Here is a 17,685-nt window from a genome sequence, read left to right as displayed (position 1 = left end):
GGCCCTTATGCAAAAAACAAGATAGCACGTTGGGGGCAGATGTCTTGCCTCACTAGGCTAAAACAGCTTCATGGCATTTATTGGCCAGCATCGGGCTCGGTTTCTGCATCGTACAGTACTTCTAGCACAGCGCACCACGGGTAGCGTTGGTCATAGCTTTTACCAGAGGAAGCCGAAATTTTGCCCTCTGTATCTGTGGGAACGTGGGTAAGGGCCACGGCGTCATCAATATTGCCGCCAATAATACTGAGCTGGTGGCCAAAGGGTTGGCCATTTTGGTTGGTGGCAACCACATAGCCACAATGGGCAGGAAACCCGTAAGAGGTTGGCAGGCTTGAAAATTTGACAGTGGTTTTGGCACGGCCACGGCCAACGCAAATAAGGTCTCCGGTTTTTGGTGCATAATGTGCGGGGTTTCTGGCCCGTAACACGGCTGATTGGCCAGAGGCCGCGGCATTAATATAAGTGGAATGGTTGGGTGAGTACGGAAAGCGGCTATTAGCCCCGGCCACACGCATAACGTAAGAAATAAAGGCGGCAGACCACGCATAGTTGCCATCATGCACAAAGTCTGTGAGTTGGCCGTTACCATCGTGCTTACCTGTCCATGACACCTCGGTCATGTCAGGGTCCATGCCAATCCACCAATACTCGCCCACACGTTGCCATAGGCCGGGGGCGCGTTCTGGTTTTACAGCAGCGGTTTGGGGTTCTGGGCGTTGTTCGGGGTCATCATCATTAACCGGGCTGCCAAACAACCGCCACTCGCGCATGGCTATGGCAACAACGTCTTGTCGGTTAAAGGGCGTGAAGTTACGGCTGGCAAAATCTGGCACATGGGGGTTGTAGCCATAAGCCCCCGCTGAGCCTGCCCCGGCAGATGGGGCAGAGCCGGGTGTGGGCTGGGCGGCACAGGCTGCAAGGGCCAGTGGGGCCAGCAGGGCAACAGAGCGCTTGCGTAACATCTCGTCTCCATCCAGACACATCAACTCCGGACTGTCCGGAGTATTCAGTGCCCCCTTAACGCAGGCGGCACAGTTTTATGCATAAGCTGCTCCGGTGCAGGCGAAAAGAGGGGAGATGCTGCTTTGCCCCCCGCCAGCATTGCTTTTTTATCTGTGTAGCTCTGTTTTAGGTGGGGTCTACGGTTAGGTCTGCACTTTGGCCATTAACACAGGCAAGGGCTTGTTGGGGTGCAAGGCCCACCACAAGGCCGCGCCCACCGCCGTTAATGTACATAATGTCGTGGTCGAGTGCGGTTTTTTCAAACACGACAGGCACCTGTGTGCGTGCCCCAAAAGGGCTAATACCCCCAACCTGAAAGCCGGTAAGGGCTTCTGCTTTTTCAGCGTTAAGCATGCGGGCATTTTTACCGCCAAACAGGGCCGCTACTTTTTTCAGGTTCATTTTCTGGTGTACCGGAATAACGGCACACACGACCTGTTTTTTATCGATTTCGACCATAAGGGTTTTGAAAACTTTTTCTTGCTCAATACCAATACCTGCTGCGGCATGGAGGCCAATTTTGCCGGGGTCAGACACGTAGTCGTAGTCGTGCATGGTATAGGCAATGCCATGCGCTGCGAGAAAATGGGTGGTTGGGGTTTCAATTTTCTGCTGTGACACGGGCTGCTCTTTCTTTGTGGGCTTTGGGTGGCAAGAGACCACCGCACTGTAAAAATTGTCTCTTTTATCGAAGTGTGGTGGCAGAGCGTCAAGGCAAGGGCGTACGCATGCGCCTATGCAGAGCAAAAATGCCTTTACAGTGCCCACCGTTTTTTAAGAAAAGAACAAGCGCACCCCTGCCTATTAAGCAGGAGCACGGGTAAGCTGATGCTAAGCGAAGGCTGTTAGATTTCAGGAAACAAGCTGCGTAAACCTTGTGCCGTTGCGGGGCAGGTGCCGCGCTCGGTAATAAGGCCCGTAACAAGGCGTGCGGGTGTGACATCAAAAGCAGGGTTGGCGGCACTGCTGCCATCTGGCGTAATTTGAACACGTGCCACACTCCCTTCAGCAGTTTTGCCGCTTACGTGTGTGACTTCAGATGCTGCGCGTTCTTCGATAGGAATTTCCTGAACGCCGTCAGCCACTGTCCAGTCAATGGTGGTGGAGGGCAGAGCAACCCAAAATGGTATAGCGTTATCGTGTGCGGCAAGGGCTTTTAAATAGGTGCCAATTTTATTGGCCACATCGCCTGTGCGGGTTACGCGGTCTGTGCCCACAATAACCATATCAACCTGACCATGCTGCATAAGGTGGCCACCGGCGTTATCGACAATAACAGTATGCGGCACACCGTGGCTGCCTAGCTCCCATGCTGTTAGGGCAGCACCCTGATTACGTGGGCGTGTTTCATCAACCCACACATGTACATTCAGCCCTTCATCATGCGCCATATAAATGGGGGCCAGTGCTGTGCCCCAGTCTACTGTAGCAATCCAACCAGCGTTACAATGGGTAAGCAGGTTGATTGGAGAACCCGCTTTTTTTGTTTTGGCAATTTCACGAATAAGGGCAAGGCCATAGTGGCCAATGGCTTCGTTCTGGGCGGCGTCTTCATCGCAAATGCGGCCAGCTTCTTCATAGGCAGCAGCAACGCGTTGTGCAGGTGGTGTGGGGCGTAGGCGGGTTAGCATACGCTCAATGGCCCAGCGTAGGTTAATGGCGGTGGGGCGTGTGGCGGCCAGCATACTCGCCTGATTTTCTAGGGATGTATCCGAAGCATCTTCCCGCAGGGCAAGGGCAAGGCCGTAAGCAGCGACGGCACCGATAAGGGGGGCACCGCGCACCTGCATGGTGCAAATGGCATGAGCTACGGCCTGCGGTGTGGTGAGGCGCAAAATATCGAGCGAAAATGGAAGGCGTGTCTGGTCGAAAATATGCACAGACCAGCCGTCTTTTTCATTAAGCCATACGCTGCGGTAAGGCGTGCCATTAATTTTCATGTGTTCAACCCATACAAAAAAGAGGAAGGCTTAGCTCTCTTTTAATGGGTTTTTATGAAATGCACCATCTGGAGTAAGCGGGTATGCCGTGTGTTACAGGAAAGACAGGTAAGTTGAGGTAAGCGGCTAGGAAGAAATTCTTACGAGTTGAAAGTATTTTTTGCAATTTCTTTGTTTTTTGTTATGAAGGGCGAGACATTCCATGGCACTCAGCTTGTTTTGTAATGTGGTTATACCAGAAACGCTAAAACCATATTCCAAAATTTCCTGATTAAATATGGAACTTATTAAAGTTTTGAACGGAGTTTAAAATGAGCGATACAAAAAAACGTCGCGCCCCGGCTCGGGCAAAAGCTGTTGCTGCACCGCGCGCCGCAGCAACACCAGCCCGCCGTGGCCGCCCTGCAGCTGTTAAAAAAGAAGTTGTAGAAGAAGAAATTGCACCAAAAGCAAAAGGCCGCCGTGCCGCGGCTAAGGCTGCACTGGTAGAAAAACCTGCTCGTGCCCCTAAAAAGGTTGCAAAAGCAGACGTGAAACCCAAAACAACCCGCGCAACCCGTAAGGTTGTTGAAGAGGTTGTGGCTGCTAAACCTGCCCGTACCCCGCGCCGCAAAGCAGTGGTTGAAACCATTGTTGTAGAAGAAGTTGTCGCAACCCCAGCCCCTCGTAGCCGCCGCGCTGCTAAAGTGGTTGAAGCTGCTGCAAAACCAGCTAAAGCCCCGCGCAAGTCTGCAAAAGCAGTGGTTGAAGCCGCACCCGTAAAAACCCGCACGCCTCGAGCAACGCGCGTTAAAGCTGCTCCGGTTGAAGAAAAAGTGCGTCTGTCTGCCGTTGAAAAACTGCGTATTGTGCAGGAAACACGCCGCCGCAAGCGTTATGAACGTCTGGCAACAGAAGCTGAAGTAACCGAAAAAGCAGCCACCAAGGGCACTCGTGGCCGTAAAGCCGCCCGTACGCCACGTGGCCGTAAAGCCTAAAGAAAACCTTATAAGTTTAAGAGGCCGGGCGTAAAAACCTGCGCCAAAAAAGCCAGAACCTTATAAAAGGGTTCTGGCTTTTTTTTATAACCCCTTGGCGGTGCATAAACCGCTATAGGGTAAGCTAATGGGTTGATACACCAGAAAAAACCTGTGCCAGCCAGTAGGGATGCAAACCAGAGGTGGGGTGCGGTATTCTCGTTTTGTTCTCTTCAAGAAATAACAAGGTTCATTACTGGTAAAAGAAATTAGAACGTCTTGAGCCAATAAAAGGGGGCTGCAAACAGCGCGCTCTGGTCTGGCTCGGGCTCCAGAAGCTCGGCAACCATGGTTTTGTGCAGGCGTAAAATACAAATATGGTCTAGCTGCTCCGGGTCTTCCTGCTCGTGCAGTTTGGCAAGCCAGGCCTGCATGCCCCGTAGTGTGGCTAATAATAGGGGGTGTGTACGGCTAAGCGTTATGCCATGCGCTAGGTACTCGGCTGCGGTGGGTTCTGGCACTGCCAAATATAACCATTGGTCTTTTTCTGGTGTGGTTGCCAAATGCCCAATAGGTATGGCGGTTAAGCGTATGTCTTGTGCGTTTAGGTGTTGGCGTGGCAGCGGGGGTAAGGGGTGCGTAAACAGGTCTGCTTGTTTGGGTGTGGCCGTGGGGGCTTGAGCAGGCCCTTGTGCCGCATGTGCAGGCGGCCTGCGTGCAGGTTTGGCCTGTCGCTTTGGTGGCGTAACCGCGTTTGTGTGGGGGTAAAGAGTAAGCTGGGTCTGTGCCGTGCTGCTTTTAGGGCGGCTGCGTTTGCGGCGAGGGGTGGGGGGAGCACTCACAGCCTTTGTCCTTGGGCAGCCTGATAAACAGGGCGGTGTGGGCACAAAATGGTGGCAGCGTTGGGCGGCTAAAAAGCGTTTTAGGTGTGGGCGTGCTTTGCTTTTGCGGCACAGGCCCGGCATAGGCCTTCAATTTCAATAGATGCGCTTTGCAGCACAAAGCCTTCTGCCGCGCAGGCGCGGCGCACGGCATCAAGCACGGCAGGTGTAGTTATTTCTGTAACGCCACTACACCCCCGGCAGATGAGAAACTGTGCAGTGTGTAAGCACATATCATCATGGTCGTGGTTGTGCTCACAGTCATGCGCGTGTTGGGCATGGAGCAAATGCGTACAAGGCACAAAGGCAGAAAGCCGCTCAATTCTGTGTATCAGCCCTTGTTCAAGTAAAAAATCGAGCGCGCGGTACACTGTGGGGGGGGCCGGTTTTCTGTCTGGAGACTTAATTTGCTCCAGCAGGTCGTAGGCCCCTACAGGTGCTTGCGCTTTGAGAATAAGCCCTAAAATTTCGCGTCTTTGGGGGGTTAGGCGCGCGCCGTGCTCTGCGCACGTGGCCTCAGCCCTATCCAGCAAATTATGCATGGCGGGTGTAAGAGAATCAGTAAAAACGGGGGAGGGGTGCAGAGCGTTTTTCATGGGCTGTTATCCGTTACCACGTCATTCTAGTTATGCGCCAGTCAGAAGACAAAGAACAGGGTATGTGGTTTGGGGATAGAAGAACTTGTGTTATATTATCACATACCCAACAGGAGCAGCCTGTCCGGTTATCGCTCAAGGTTGTACTAAAGGTTTCTTCATGCGTTGTTCAGTTGCTTTTCTTTCTTGCGCCGTTGTGTGTGCCGTAGCTCTTAACCCAACGCATGCCTGTGCTGTGCCGCTTGTTGTCGCGGCTGAAAATACGTGGGGCAACTTGGCCGAGCAGGTTGTTGGGCCAGATATGCAGGTAAAGTCACTTTTGACCCAACCAACACTCGACCCACATTTATATGAACCCGGCCCATCTGAAGGGCGATTGGTACATGATGCAGCCCTGCTTATTGCGAACGGTGCCGGGTACGATACTTGGGTAGAGCGGCTTGCGCAGGCCAGAAATGGGCCACAACCCCGCAGCATACGTGCCCAAGATGTAGCCGACTGGCACGAGGGCGATAACGTGCACCTTTGGTATAATATAAAGGTGGTGCGGGCATTTGTGCAGCGCTTGGCGGCTGAGTGCCAACAACTAGACCCAGCCCATGCAGCGGGTTATGCCAGCCGTAGCGCAAAGCTATTGGCAGAAATTGGGCAAGTGCAACAGCGGGTAGACGCAGTGCGCGCACAGGTGCACGGTGTGCCTGTTGCCGCAACGGAGCCCGTTTTTACGCCAATGGCCGAAAGTTTAGGGCTGGTTATGAAAGAGCAGGCGTTTCAGTTAGCGGTCATGAACGATGTTGAACCGCCGCCTTCTGCCGTAGCCTTGTTTGATGATGACATTACGCAGCACAAACTGCGTTTAATTGCCTATAACGCGCAGGCCAGCCGCCCCTCCGTGCAACGGTTGGTAGACCATGCACGGCAAGTAGGAATTCCGGTTTTGCCAGTTTATGAAATTATGCCCCCCGGCTTGCAGTGGCAGTCTTGGTTTATGCAAACGGTAGAGCAGGTTGCGCAGGTACTTGGGGCTAAGTTGTGAGCACACCCGCCGTACAGGTTTTGCACGCAACGGTTGTGCGCGGTGGGCAAGCCGTTTTGCAGGATGTAAGTTTTACTGTGCCCCGTGGCAGTTTTGTTGGGGTGCTTGGGGCAAATGGGGCGGGTAAAACCACGCTTTTTCAGGCATTACTGGGGCTTGCGCCTGCACAGTCTGGTACGCTGCATATTAACGGGGCACCGGTACATTGCGGCAATGCCGCAGTGGGGTATATGCCCCAAATGCGTAAGGTTGTAGGGGGGCAATTAAGCGGTTGGAGCATGGTTGCCGCTGCGCTTAAAGGCCGCAAATGGGGGCTGCCTTGGTGTGGGCGTGCTGGCCGTGCGGCGGTAGACGCCGCCCTTGCCGCAGTAGATGCCCAAGACCTAGCCCGTAAACCGCTTGAAACGCTCTCGGGTGGGCAAAGGCAGCGCTTACTCTTGGCCCAGACCCTGCTTGATGACCCCTCTTTACTTTTACTTGATGAACCCTTGGCCAGCCTAGACCCGGCCAGAATGCGCGAGACAGCCTTGCGTATACATAGCCTTGCGCAAAGCCGGAACATGACTGTGCTTATGTCTGCACATGATATTAACCCGCTTATGGGGGTGATGGATCATGTGTTGTATCTGGCGCGTGGCAAAGCGCTGCTTGGCACTGTTGATGAGGTGATTACAACCGAGGCCCTGACAGCCTTATACGGCGCACAGGTTGATGTTGTGCGGGCAGGGGGCCGTGTTTTTGTGGTGGCAGAAGGGGGTGGCTCTGCCCTGCAACCGCATGACTGCCCCGGAGGGCACAGCCATGCTTGAATATGACTTTATGCGCATTGCCTTTGTGGCAGCCTTTTGGGTGGGCATTGTGTGTGGGCCAGTTGGCTGGTTTTTGGTTTTACGCGGGCAAACCTTTGCCAGCCATGCGCTCTCTCATGTGGGGTTTGCCGGGGCTACAGGGGCTTTGTTGTTGGGCTTTCCCCCCCTTGCAGGCTTAACTTCTGGTGCTTTGCTGGCGGGTATTTTAATGGGCGTTGCCCCAGAGCGCACAGCCGGGCGTGATGTCATGATAGGGCTTGTGCTCTCAGTTGCCTTAGGGCTTGGGGCGTTGTGCCTGCATTTTTTAACTCATGCCGCCAGTGCCGCAACGGCCTTATTATTTGGTGACATTTTGGGCGTAAGCCGCACCATGTTGCTTTGGCTTGTTGCGTTAAGTGTATGCTGTTTGGGGGCCTTAGCCTTTATGGGCCGCCCTTTGCTGTTTGCGTCACTCCAGCCGGAGTTGGCGGCGGCTAAAGGGGTGCGCCTGCGCGTGCTCGATATTGCGTTTTTGGCTTTAGTGGCTTTGGCTACAGCAGAATGTGCCCAAATAACCGGTATTTTGCTGGTTTTTACCCTTATGGTAGCCCCTGCCGCAACGGTATTGCGCCTTGGTATTGCACCATTATACGGCCTTGCACTTGCAGCCTGCCTTGCCGTGGCTGAGGCATGGGGGGGCTTGGTGCTCTCTTGGTATACAGACGCCCCAACATCGTTCTGGATTGCGCTTTTGGGTGCGCTCGGTTTTGTGGGGGCGTGTGTGAGCAGGCGTGTCACATCTGCGTGACGCGCGCTGCGTTGTTTTTATTGTGGTAAAGACCAGTCTAGCCAGGCCCATAGAGCAATAAAAACAATAAGGGCTGCATGAATATAGAGCAGCGCCTTTACATCTATGACCGGCACATCTGTTTCTGATTTTTTGTGTTTGCGTAGCTGCATAGTGCCGTTCCCCTATGGTCTGCGGCGTTACTCAGGACTCCGATGGAGCAAGAGGATGATACGCACGGTTGAAATAGACAAGCCCCCCCAAATGCTGGTTAACCCGTAAAGCCTCAACCACGGCAAATAAAACGCTGTGGGTGCCGACTTCAACACATTGGCTTATACGGCAGTCAAAGGTTGCAACGGCCTCTTCCAACACGGGTGCGCCGGTGGCTAAGCTGCTCCAATGGCCAAGGCTAAAGCGTTCTTCCATGCTTATGGGGCTGGCAAACTGGTTTGACAGAGCCTGTTGCGCAGAGGACAGCACATTGACACACAAAGGTTGCCCTTCGTTAAAGAATTCCCGCACACGGCTGTTACGGTTTAGGCAAACCAAAAGGGTGGGTGGTGTGTCTGTAACAGAGCAGACAGCAGAGGCTGTAAAGCCTATAGGGTGTGCCTGTGTACCCGTTGTAACAATGTTAACAGCAGCCCCCAGCCGCGACATTGCATCACGGAAGGCACTAGTCTCCAACGCCGACATCTGCTCTCCTCTTGGTTTCTCGCATGTTGGCATGTTTTGTGCATGAATGAAGAAGGAAAGCAATGACTGAGGATAGTCTTTCAGGCACTGACACGGTCAAAACCTACCGTGCTGGGCGTCTGGGCCGTATTGTGCTTGACCGGCCCAAGCAGTTGAATGCCCTAGACCTCACTATGGCAGAAGGGCTGGCCCGTGTATTGTATGCATGGCGTGACGACCCCGGCGTGCAAACCGTGCTGCTTGAAAGCGCAACCCCACGGGCTTTTTGCGCGGGCGGAGACCTTAAGGCCTTATACCAGATTATTGCCAACCAAGGGGCAGCCGCCGCGCAGGAGGCATTTAGCCGGGCATACAAAGTTATGCGGGTTATTGCGGCATACCCTAAAACCACAGTGTCTTTTTTAGATGGTATTGCCATGGGTGGCGGTATTGGGCTGGGTGGCCATACGCGCTACCGCGTTGTAACAGAGCGCTCTGTTGTTGCTATGCCAGAAACCAGTATTGGCCTTACGCCAGATGCCGGGGGGTCTTGGCTGTTAAGCCGTGCACCGGGTTTTTCTGGCCTGCGTTTGGCGCTTACAGGCAACCGCATGAACGGTGTTGGCGCGGTTATGACCGGCTTTGCAGACCGCATGGTGCCTTCTGAAACACTGCCAGATATTGCAGCCTTACTTGAAACACGTACTGCTAAAGATGTTTTTGCGCTTATTGCCCCTCTGCCCAAAGTCACTGTGCAGGAGCTAGATGCCTGCTACGATGCGCCAGATATTGCGACCGTGATCCGTAATTTGGCTGAACGTGGTGGAGAAGAAGGGCAGCGTGATTTACTCACCCTTTCAAATGCCTGTCCTTTTTCTGTGGTATTATCATGGGAGGCATGGCACCGGGCTAGGCAGCTCAAAACGCGTGACGCCGCTTTTTTGCAAGAAGAAATGCTGGTGAGCCATTTGATACGCCGTGCAGATTTTACAGAAGGTGTGCGCTGCCGTTTAATTGAGCGTGATGCGCAACCAGCATGGGCCCCAGCAACAGTGCGCGATGTAAAGCGTGAAGAGATTGAAGCCTGCTTTCAAGCTTACGCCACGTAAGCAGGTTTGAGAGGGTTTTTGCGGCTTTGGCTACGCGCGGGCGGAGTTATGGGTTACTCAAACCCGAGCGTAGTTTACCAAAAGCCCATGGGGAAAAGGGGGGGTGCTTAAAGCTGGCGTTTATACCGTGCGGCACATACAAGCAAAAATAGGCTAAGCAGGCTTGCTGTTACCGTAAGGCTTACCCCTTGTGCATTATGCAAAAAAGGCGTGGCGTTAATGCACAGCATAACGGGCACCAAAGCGGTAATGCCGCCTGCTACAGCCAAAAGTAGCCTAATCCCCCTTTGGCCCGGCAGACAAAAAGCCGCCACCACAAAAGCGCAGAATACTGTGTAATACAGAGCTGAAACAGCTTGCTGTTGCCCGCCACCGGGTAAAAACGGTACTGCGCAAAACAGGGCAGAAATGCCAGCAATACACCCCAAAGTGCAGCCTGTGGTAAGTGCTGAAAGCACCCATGTACCACGTGTTTCCTGCACGTGGCCGCGTTCTTTTTCTTTACGCCTACGGGTTACAACCCAAAGCTGGTTGCCGGTATAGAATAAAAAAGCCCCAACAAGCCCAAGCACCACATAAAGCCACCGCACAGGGGTGCCCCCAAAGCTGCCAAAATGCAGAGAGAAAAAAGTGGTTAAAATGGCAAATTTTGTTTGCTGGTGGCCGGGTAAATAATCTGTCGTTTGGGCTTGGCCTGTATAACCGTTAAGCACCATAAAACCGCCGGTGGGGCCACGGGTGGGGTAGCGGTCATCGTGCCCAAAAACACGGATAACATCGCGGCCTTTGCCAAGGCGCATATAGTTAAGCACTTCTGGCACAAAGCCCGGTGCTTGTTGGGCCACGGTGGCAACCACAGCACTGGGGGCCAGCATAGGGCGTAAGAGCGCTTGGGGTAACTGCTCTGCCCCTGCGGCACTAGGCTGTGTTTCTGGTTGGCCGCCCTGATGGCGGCCACCATGGCGGTGCAGGCCATTGCCCCCTTGGGCAGCTTGCTGGTTGGCGGCAACCGTAGTGGGAAACAGTTTATGCTCCAGAGCAAAAATCTGGCCATGAAACGCAAAAACAACCGAAGAAACCGCCATAATAATATGAAAGGGCAGAGAAAACAGCCCGAGCAGATTATGGAAATCTAGCCAGCGTTTGCGCAAACTCTGGCCTAAGCGTACAGCAAAAAGCATTTTAACAAGGGCAGGCAGGTACGCAATAACGCCAGAAACTAAGGCAACTGCATATAAAAGAGCGACCGTGCCCATAACAAAAGAGGCAATGTTATGCGGTAGCGGCAGCCCCACCGTTTGGTGCAAAACATCGACAAAGCGTGCGGTTTCAGAGGTAATTTTAGGCACAACAACTAAGTTGCCCTGTTGGTCTAACCCAGCAGAAAATGTTTGCCCACTGCTATGGCGGTTGCGGGTTGGGCCAAGGCCTTGTTCAGGCTCCCATGTTAGCCGCCCTCGTTTGGCATCTTCTGGGGTCACGGCAATGGTATAGTCATTTTGGGCTTCGGGGTGTGCCGTAAAGGTTTTTTGCAACAACTCTGGTGTTTGCTCAAGACTGACCGGAGGGGGCAGCATAACGGGGGGAGAGGCCCATTGTTTTAGGGGCTCTTCAAACATGGTTATGGCGCCGGCATAAAAGGCCACAAACAAAAATAGCCCGGCAATAATGCCCACCCAGCTATGAACATCACGGTACATTTGCACAAGGTCAGCACGGAGTTTCATGCCATGGTGCTCCGAAGAAGAAAGTACGCAGCCCACACAATGGCGCACCCTAGGCTTAAATACCCCCATGCCTGACGGCCAGAGCGAAACAAAAAGCAGGTGCTGAGCAGTGTGCTCCACACAAGGGCGGTGAGCCACATTAAATACTGCCCAGAGGCAGATTGCGGGTTGCCGTTCGTGTGGCAAAGCAGGCCCACAACGCCTGTTAAGCCAAGTGTAAAAATAAAGCCCGGCACAAGAGCCGCCAGCACTTTTACCAGCCAGTTTTTGCTGGTGTAGGGTGTTTTTCGCGTGGCCATTGGCTTACTTGCTCCGCACAAGTGCGGCACAGAGCGGCATTAAAGACCATACCAGCATAAGCATAAGCGCTAGTACGAAAATGGCCGTAACCAAACTCCATACTTGTGACAAAAACAGCGTGCCTGCCACAGCAAAAAGCAAGCTCCCGCCCAAGCCTATAGGCTTTGAAAGTGGGGTTGGTACTAAAAGCTGCTGGGGTGCTGCAAGGTAGGCGCATATACCAGCTATTGCGCAGAGCATCATGCCAACAGGTATAAAAAACACGCTACTCACCACCGGTATTCCAGACGGCCTATAACGCTACGGCCTTCACCATAATAGCAGGCGGCTAAGGCGGTGCAGGTTGAAACAAAGCGTTTGTTGGCAATGTTGCGCATATTAACGGAAAAGGTCAGGCCTTTCCATTGGGGCATAGCTTCTGCAAAGTCGTAACGCAGGAACATGTCAAACAAGGTATAGCCGGGAATGGAGAGTGTATTGGCGGTATCGCCGTAGCTGTGCCCGGTATAGCGCACGCCACCGCCAACCCCAACGCCCTTAAACATACCTGCCCGAAAACGTTTATCCAGAAAAACAGAGGCCATCCATTTGGGGGCTTGGGGCAGGTAGTTGCCTATTTGTGTGCTATAGTTTGAGCGGGTAATTTTAGCATCGCTACGTGTGCCGGTAAAAATAAGCGATGTGTCCCATGCAAGGTTTACACGCCCTTCAAGCTCTAGGCCCCGTACACGGCCTTTGCCGGTTTGTACAAGGCAGGTTGTGGTGCCGCATTGTACACCAGAAGGGTCGGGTGTTGTCATGTTGGTTTGGGTAATTTGGTAGCCACCAAAGGTAATATAAATACTTTTACCGTATTGGTAGCGTATGCCTGCTTCATACTGGTCGCCTTTGGTGGGTTTGAAAGGCTGACCATCTTTAGCCGAGGACGGGTCTGAAACCTGTGGCTGGAAAGATTGCGCGTAGCTGAAGTAAGGGGCTAAACCGTTATCAAACAGATACACACCGCCCGCGCGCCACGTAAAAGCGTTAGAGCGCGTCATGTAGCGTTTTTTGGTGAGAATGTTCAGTGTGTCATCCCATGCCCAGTCTTGGCGGCCACCTAGTGTTACGCGTAGGCGGTTAAACTTGAGTTGGTCTTGAAAATAAACACCGTTTTGCTGGCTTTGGGTTGACGTATAAACTTGTGGTACCAGCGCATTTTCATACCCGGCAGACCCTCTTGCCTGTGGCGAGAAAATATCGAGCATGGGTTTAACCAAGCTTGGGCTTACGACGTCTCGGTCATGGTTCCATGATGTATAAAAATAGTCTGTGCCAGCCAGCAGCAGGTGGCGCACGGGGCCGGTCATAACGTGGCCTTCAAGCTGAGTGTCTGTCGCAACGCCTTGTGAACGGCCCCGCCCTTCAACTGCGCGGCGGTTTACTGTTGCTCCGGCAATGCAGCCTTGTAAGGTAGGGGCGCATTTGCTGAGTGTATCTCCAGACAGCACGGTGGCACGGTAGAGGGTATCTAGGTAAGTGTAGCGGGTATTATTGCGCACACTAATGTGTTTATTAAAGCGGTGCTCAATAAAAGACCCGATAAGGGCTTGGTTACGGTCAAACGTATCCCATTTTGGTTCGCCAATATTGGCATCATTTTTGATATGGCGGCCATTAGACGCATAAAGTGTGCCTGTGGCAGGCAAAAACTGGAACGTAGACCCCCCTTGGTCGCGCTGGTACTGCGCCAAGAGCGTCCAGGTTGTTTGGGGGGTAATATGCCACGTTAAACTGGGTGAGAAATAGTAGCGGCCAGTATTAACGCTATTAACCTGCGTGCCGCCGTATTTTGCTAGGGCTACAACGCGGCCAAGCACCGTACCGCTTTTATTAAGTTTGCCAGAGACATCGCCCGAGGCTTGACCTTGGCCGTTATCTAAATTGGTAAAGCCGGAACCTTGTATAAAAAACTCTCCCTCGCTTTTGGCGGTGGGGCGTTTTGTTACCAAGTTTACCACCCCGCCGGGTGCTGTCTGGCCATAAAGCGCGCCCGAAGGGCCTTTGAGCACTTCAATTTGCTGCAAAGCAAAGGGGTCGAACGATGTACGGGTCCATTGCCCACCGGAGGGGAGGCGCAGCCCATCAACAAAGTTGTTGTTAGAAGAAAAGCCGCCCGCGCCAAAACCACGGACAGACACTTCATCTACGCGGCTATCAACCCCTTGGGGCTGGGCCTGCACGCCCGCTACATAGGCCAGCGCATCTGCCACAGAGGGGGAGGCACGGAGTTCAATCTCTTCGCGGTTTACAATGGTAATGGTTTGCGGAGATTCAATAATAGGCGTGCGTGTTTTGGTAGAGGCAGAAGCGCTTGAACGGCCGGTTGCTGTAACAACAACAATTTCTGGCTTACTACTGGCTTTGCTCGTTTGTTTTTTTGATGGTTCATTTTCAGTGTCGGGCGTGTTTTCTGCCACAGAAAGAGTTTGTGCGGCGGCACCAGATGTAACGGCGGCACTTGCCAGTAAAAAAACTGGCAGCACACTTTTTACGGAGCGCACACTGATCATGATTATCCTGATACTTGTCGGGAGTTGCTGTTGGCCTCCGCCTACATGTTATTAATAATCACTGTCAACTAGGGATTGTGTTGTGACGTGCCGAGGGTGGGCAATGTTGCATATTGGGCACGATAAATGGCCGTATGCCTCAGCAGTGGTTTTGTTTGTTGCTTGAAAAGCCGCTTGTGCCGGGGAGGGGGCTTTGGCGCCTGAACGCGCGTTTTTACCCTGACACATCAACATCTTGGCGTTACCGCTGGGGCCACTACAAGACGTTACCGGATATTAAGATGCACGCACCTGTTTATGGTGTTGGAGAGTGCTGGCAGTTTGTGCGTCTGGGGATGTTATGGCTGGCAATTAGCCAAATATAACATGGTGGTAGGGCACTGGTGCGCTTACGGGTGCCTGTGCGCCCTTTATGTCTGGCGCAAGTTGGAGTGGGCCATGACGGTGGAAAAAGCCCGGCACGGCACTGACAATATACGCTGCTTGTTCTAGGCAAGAGACGACACGCTCGCGTGCTAGGCAGGTGTTTTGTGGGTGCGGGGTAACACTAATACTGTGGGCTGCTTGCCTGAGCATAAGAGCACTTTGCTCTGGTGCTATATGCAGTGTTTTGAAAGAGGCCAAAGCCTCAAGCAGGGCAGTATGAGCTTGCGGGGCGAGGGATGTATGGTCTGCATTCCAGCGTAGGCGCACAATCAACCGGCCTAGAGAGACTGCTGCAAAGGCAGCGTCTGTATAGCCTTTGCGGTCTATTGTTTCATCAAGAAAAGAAAGGCGCATCATCAGGCGGGCAATTTTTTGCAGTTGCATACCCTCCCACGCCACCCACAGCACGGGTTTGTTGTGCCGTGCGATGGCAAGGCGTTGTACGCTGCGGGTAAGAGAGGCCACAAGGCGGGCAGCATCAAGCCTGTGGTCTGCTGGTAAAATAACCCGAAAAACCAACACCAGCAGCACGCAGGCTGCAACCATGGTCATCCAGTTGTTGGTAAGGGTCAGGTCATCATAGACAATCGGGTTATTGACCGAGAGCATCATGGTAAAGAAAACCGCATAACCAAACGCACCTATGCTGTAGCGCGGGTGCAGTTGTAGCCACACGCCGGGTAGCAAAAAGGCGCAGACAGTAAGCCAAAGCAGCGGGTAGCCATCAATACGGGGTAAGCCTACCACATGGCATAAAAAACTGGCCGGAATAGCAAGCGCTGTTCCAAAAGCCATAAGGGGGCTTGTTTTGGCAGCAGACGGCGTGGTGGACAAAAGGCTAGAAGCAGCCACAACATACAGCATAAGCATGGGGCCTGTGCTCCAGTGCAGCACGTACCATAACATGCCCGCTAACAGGGCAATAAACATGCCTCTGGCACCGTTACGTAATGCCATTGGCCACTCAAGATAGGTGGCCATTTTAAAGGGTGTGCGGCCGGGGCGGCTGGTTGTAATGTCTTTTAACGCAAGGTCGAGTTGCACCAACACATCGCGCGTGTTGTCGAGAGATGCTAAAACTGTGGGGTCTGGGCTTTGGTGTTCGAGTTTGTCTAACTCTTTCAGGGCTGCATGAATACACTCTGAAATGGGTTGGGGGGTGCTCTGCCAGTCTGGTTCTTCGGTTAATGCCAGAATAGTACGTAAGGTTTGGGCAACATTTAAATGCACTTGGCACGAGGCCCCATTGGCTAACGATAAATTAAGCCAATAGGGGTGATAGGTCACAATTAGCCCTGTTAAGCGGCTTAGGCCAATGCGCAGGCGGCTTACCCGTGCCTGCATATCTCGGTCATCAGCGGCAGCATATTCTATGGCGGGGCCAAGACCGGTCATACGGGCTAAAAGGCGGCCACGGCTGTCATAGAGTGGTTGTGGTAAGCCACGAAAAGCTGGGGTTGAAGATGTGTTTTCCAGCCCTTGCATTTGCTCATCTATGGCGTCGGCTGCTTTTTCTGGCGCGGTGCGTGTGCTTTCTGCTGTATGAAAAGACAAGGCATGGCGCACAGTTTCCCGAAATGCATCACCAAGTGTACTTAAAACTTTAGAAGGTGTGCGTGGTGATGAAACCATGAATACAAAAGCCGTGACCACAACCCCCGTTGTCACGGCGGAGAGGCGGCCCATTGCAGCCAGAAAAATAGACTCTGGGTGGGCAAAGGCTGGAGAGGCCACAATAACAATGGTGTAGCCCACCAAAACAGCAGCATAAGCCCTGAACAAACGCAAAAAAGTGGCCATCATGCAGGCTAGGCCAACAAAAACCGAGAACACTGCAAAATACAACACAGGCGACTGCACAAAGCCTGCCATAACGGCCACACTGATAGTGGCGCCAATAAGTGTGCCAATAACGCGCCACACACTTTTAGAAACCATGGCCCCTACAGTGGGGTTTGCCACAATAAGCACCGTTGTGGCGGCACTCATGGGAGATTGTAGCTGGAAGGTAAACGCCAAAAACAAGGCAATACCAATGGAGACAAACACGCGCGCGGTATAGGCGGCAGTGTTTAAAGTGGTTTGCCAGCGTGCATTATCGGCAAACATGGCGGGCAGATTGCGGTTTATAAAAGTGAGGAATGCGTTTGGCATGAGGGGCTGATTTGCAAATGGGCGTTAGGCAGAAAGTTCGGGCGGGGCTGCAAGCACCGTATCGAGCAGCGCAATAAGGGGTTTGCGGTCGGGCAGGGGCAGGGTTTGTGTCATGTCTTGCTCAACCTGTGCGGCAACCTGGTGGAACAGGGCGCAGCGTTGTTGCCCGCTTGGGGTCAGCATAATGTGCTTTGCCCGTCTGTCTTGCACATCGGGCTGGCGGGCTACAAACCCTTCTTTTTCTAGTAAATCGAGCACCCGCACGAGGGCTGAGCAATCTGTATCCATTGCTATGGCAAGGTCGCGTTGGGTTGCGCCATCGGGCATCATCATAAGGTAGGCCATAGGGCGCATAAGGGCCACGGTCATGCCGTGGGGGCGCAGGGCGCGCTCTAGGCGCGTGCGCCAGATAGCTGCCAAACGCATAATACGGAACGTGAGCGCCATATCGTGAAAGCGCGATTCATCAAGACCTTCAAAACTGCGCTGCATAACGAGTGCGGCCCTTTTACCGTTAGGGTGATAATATTTGACATGAAAAATATATCGAAACAAATATAACAGAACCAGAAGCCGGGTCAACGCACCAAAGAGTTAGGTTATTTTGCAGGCTACCCAAGGCGCATTACGGCCTGCACAATAACCCGTTTTTAAAGGCGGAAGTTGTGAGGGGAGAGGCTTGACTGAGGGGAGCGGTTAGGAGACTCCGCCAGTGCCAGTGCCAGTGCCAGTGCCAGTGCCAGTGCCAGT

At 53.1% G+C, this 17,685-nt stretch carries 18 protein-coding genes; 5 read left to right on the top strand and 13 right to left on the bottom strand.

Features of this window, described 5'->3' with window-relative positions; genetic code table 11:
• Positions 1 to 77: 77 nt before the first annotated feature.
• From Abor_RS12195 to mtnA, 3 genes are all read right to left on the bottom strand, one after another.
• Positions 78 to 965 (bottom strand): DUF2272 domain-containing protein, encoded by an 888-nt coding sequence (locus tag Abor_RS12195; protein ID WP_048842175.1) that lies wholly within the window; start codon positions 963 to 965, stop codon positions 78 to 80.
• Positions 966 to 1,131: 166 nt separating this feature from the next.
• Positions 1,132 to 1,626 carry a Cys-tRNA(Pro) deacylase gene (ybaK, locus tag Abor_RS12190; RefSeq protein WP_126621180.1) on the bottom strand — a complete coding sequence of 165 codons (495 nt, stop codon included), beginning with the start codon at positions 1,624 to 1,626 and terminating at the stop codon, positions 1,132 to 1,134.
• Positions 1,627 to 1,850: 224 nt separating this feature from the next.
• Positions 1,851 to 2,945 (bottom strand): S-methyl-5-thioribose-1-phosphate isomerase, encoded by a 1,095-nt coding sequence (gene mtnA, locus Abor_RS12185; protein WP_048842174.1) that lies wholly within the window; start codon positions 2,943 to 2,945, stop codon positions 1,851 to 1,853.
• Positions 2,946 to 3,256: 311 nt separating this feature from the next.
• Here mtnA and Abor_RS12180 point away from each other — a divergent pair, with 311 nt between their 5' ends.
• Positions 3,257 to 3,922, top strand: a complete 666-nt coding sequence (locus Abor_RS12180) for a hypothetical protein (protein ID WP_048842173.1) — start codon at positions 3,257 to 3,259, stop codon at positions 3,920 to 3,922.
• 248 nt (positions 3,923 to 4,170) lie between these two features.
• Here the strand turns inward: Abor_RS12180 and Abor_RS12175 are convergent, their stop codons facing one another.
• Positions 4,171 to 4,743 carry a hypothetical protein gene (locus tag Abor_RS12175; protein ID WP_126621179.1) on the bottom strand — a complete coding sequence of 191 codons (573 nt, stop codon included), beginning with the start codon at positions 4,741 to 4,743 and terminating at the stop codon, positions 4,171 to 4,173.
• A gap of 80 nt (positions 4,744 to 4,823) precedes the next feature.
• On the bottom strand, positions 4,824 to 5,378 hold the full coding sequence (locus tag Abor_RS12170) for a transcriptional repressor (RefSeq protein WP_084594524.1): 555 nt from the start codon (positions 5,376 to 5,378) through the stop codon (positions 4,824 to 4,826).
• 160 nt (positions 5,379 to 5,538) lie between these two features.
• Here Abor_RS12170 and Abor_RS12165 point away from each other — a divergent pair, with 160 nt between their 5' ends.
• The 3 genes from Abor_RS12165 to Abor_RS12155 are packed head-to-tail and all read left to right on the top strand — an operon-like array spanning position 5,539 to position 8,010.
• Positions 5,539 to 6,414 (top strand): metal ABC transporter solute-binding protein, Zn/Mn family, encoded by an 876-nt coding sequence (locus Abor_RS12165; protein WP_048842171.1) that lies wholly within the window; start codon positions 5,539 to 5,541, stop codon positions 6,412 to 6,414.
• Entirely contained in the window at positions 6,411 to 7,223 is an 813-nt protein-coding gene (locus tag Abor_RS12160) for a metal ABC transporter ATP-binding protein (protein ID WP_048842170.1), read from the top strand. Before Abor_RS12165 ends, Abor_RS12160 begins: the two co-directional genes overlap by 4 nt.
• Positions 7,216 to 8,010: a metal ABC transporter permease gene (locus tag Abor_RS12155; protein WP_048842210.1), complete on the top strand. Its 795-nt coding sequence runs from the start codon at positions 7,216 to 7,218 to the stop codon at positions 8,008 to 8,010. The genes Abor_RS12160 and Abor_RS12155 overlap by 8 nt, the downstream gene beginning before the upstream one ends.
• A 17-nt stretch (positions 8,011 to 8,027) precedes the next feature.
• Here Abor_RS12155 and Abor_RS13265 read toward each other — a convergent pair whose 3' ends face one another.
• A complete protein-coding gene (locus tag Abor_RS13265) occupies positions 8,028 to 8,162 on the bottom strand; it encodes a hypothetical protein (RefSeq protein WP_261767206.1) in 135 nt (44 codons plus the stop codon).
• Between the two features lie 31 nt (positions 8,163 to 8,193).
• Positions 8,194 to 8,688, bottom strand: a complete 495-nt coding sequence (locus Abor_RS12150) for a flavin reductase (protein ID WP_048842169.1) — start codon at positions 8,686 to 8,688, stop codon at positions 8,194 to 8,196.
• Positions 8,689 to 8,750: 62 nt separating this feature from the next.
• On the opposite strand from Abor_RS12150, the gene Abor_RS12145 reads away from it, so the two are divergent.
• A complete protein-coding gene (locus Abor_RS12145) occupies positions 8,751 to 9,776 on the top strand; it encodes an enoyl-CoA hydratase/isomerase family protein (protein ID WP_048842168.1) in 1,026 nt (341 codons plus the stop codon).
• A 107-nt stretch (positions 9,777 to 9,883) separates the two neighbouring features.
• Here the strand turns inward: Abor_RS12145 and Abor_RS12140 are convergent, their stop codons facing one another.
• The 6 genes from Abor_RS12140 to Abor_RS12115 all read right to left on the bottom strand — a co-directional run bounded on the left by Abor_RS12140 (position 9,884) and on the right by Abor_RS12115 (position 17,427).
• Positions 9,884 to 11,503 (bottom strand): PepSY-associated TM helix domain-containing protein, encoded by a 1,620-nt coding sequence (locus tag Abor_RS12140; RefSeq protein ID WP_048842167.1) that lies wholly within the window; start codon positions 11,501 to 11,503, stop codon positions 9,884 to 9,886.
• Positions 11,500 to 11,802: a hypothetical protein gene (locus tag Abor_RS12135; protein WP_048842166.1), complete on the bottom strand. Its 303-nt coding sequence runs from the start codon at positions 11,800 to 11,802 to the stop codon at positions 11,500 to 11,502. The genes Abor_RS12140 and Abor_RS12135 overlap by 4 nt, the downstream gene beginning before the upstream one ends.
• A gap of 4 nt (positions 11,803 to 11,806) precedes the next feature.
• Positions 11,807 to 12,067 (bottom strand): hypothetical protein, encoded by a 261-nt coding sequence (locus Abor_RS12130; protein ID WP_146855132.1) that lies wholly within the window; start codon positions 12,065 to 12,067, stop codon positions 11,807 to 11,809.
• A 5-nt stretch (positions 12,068 to 12,072) separates the two neighbouring features.
• Positions 12,073 to 14,355, bottom strand: a complete 2,283-nt coding sequence (locus Abor_RS12125; protein ID WP_048842164.1) for a TonB-dependent siderophore receptor — start codon at positions 14,353 to 14,355, stop codon at positions 12,073 to 12,075.
• Positions 14,356 to 14,706: 351 nt separating this feature from the next.
• Positions 14,707 to 16,935, bottom strand: a complete 2,229-nt coding sequence (locus Abor_RS12120) for an FUSC family protein (RefSeq protein ID WP_048842162.1) — start codon at positions 16,933 to 16,935, stop codon at positions 14,707 to 14,709.
• 24 nt (positions 16,936 to 16,959) lie between these two features.
• Positions 16,960 to 17,427 (bottom strand): MarR family winged helix-turn-helix transcriptional regulator, encoded by a 468-nt coding sequence (locus Abor_RS12115; RefSeq protein ID WP_048842161.1) that lies wholly within the window; start codon positions 17,425 to 17,427, stop codon positions 16,960 to 16,962.
• Positions 17,428 to 17,685 lie beyond the last annotated feature (258 nt).

It is taken from the genome of Acetobacter orientalis (assembly GCF_000963965.1).
Lineage (GTDB): Bacteria > Pseudomonadota > Alphaproteobacteria > Acetobacterales > Acetobacteraceae > Acetobacter > Acetobacter orientalis.
Note: the sequence above shows the minus strand (reverse complement) of the source record. Positions and strands in the feature narration are given on the sequence as shown.

Excerpts from the sequence above, each read along its gene's own strand:
- Abor_RS12195 (WP_048842175.1), bottom strand. The coding sequence starts at position 965 with ATGTTACGCAAGCGCTCTGTTGCCCTGCTGGCCCCACTGGCCCTTGCA.
- mtnA (WP_048842174.1), bottom strand. The coding sequence starts at position 2,945 with ATGAAAATTAATGGCACGCCTTACCGCAGCGTATGGCTTAATGAAAAA.
- Abor_RS12180 (WP_048842173.1), top strand. The coding sequence starts at position 3,257 with ATGAGCGATACAAAAAAACGTCGCGCCCCGGCTCGGGCAAAAGCTGTT.
- Abor_RS12170 (WP_084594524.1), bottom strand. The coding sequence starts at position 5,378 with ATGAAAAACGCTCTGCACCCCTCCCCCGTTTTTACTGATTCTCTTACA.
- Abor_RS12165 (WP_048842171.1), top strand. The coding sequence starts at position 5,539 with ATGCGTTGTTCAGTTGCTTTTCTTTCTTGCGCCGTTGTGTGTGCCGTA.
- Abor_RS12155 (WP_048842210.1), top strand. The coding sequence starts at position 7,216 with ATGCTTGAATATGACTTTATGCGCATTGCCTTTGTGGCAGCCTTTTGG.
- Abor_RS13265 (WP_261767206.1), bottom strand. The coding sequence starts at position 8,162 with ATGCAGCTACGCAAACACAAAAAATCAGAAACAGATGTGCCGGTCATA.
- Abor_RS12150 (WP_048842169.1), bottom strand. The coding sequence starts at position 8,688 with ATGTCGGCGTTGGAGACTAGTGCCTTCCGTGATGCAATGTCGCGGCTG.
- Abor_RS12145 (WP_048842168.1), top strand. The coding sequence starts at position 8,751 with ATGACTGAGGATAGTCTTTCAGGCACTGACACGGTCAAAACCTACCGT.
- Abor_RS12140 (WP_048842167.1), bottom strand. The coding sequence starts at position 11,503 with ATGAAACTCCGTGCTGACCTTGTGCAAATGTACCGTGATGTTCATAGC.
- Abor_RS12135 (WP_048842166.1), bottom strand. The coding sequence starts at position 11,802 with ATGGCCACGCGAAAAACACCCTACACCAGCAAAAACTGGCTGGTAAAA.
- Abor_RS12125 (WP_048842164.1), bottom strand. The coding sequence starts at position 14,355 with ATGATCAGTGTGCGCTCCGTAAAAAGTGTGCTGCCAGTTTTTTTACTG.
- Abor_RS12120 (WP_048842162.1), bottom strand. The coding sequence starts at position 16,935 with ATGCCAAACGCATTCCTCACTTTTATAAACCGCAATCTGCCCGCCATG.
- Abor_RS12115 (WP_048842161.1), bottom strand. The coding sequence starts at position 17,427 with ATGCAGCGCAGTTTTGAAGGTCTTGATGAATCGCGCTTTCACGATATG.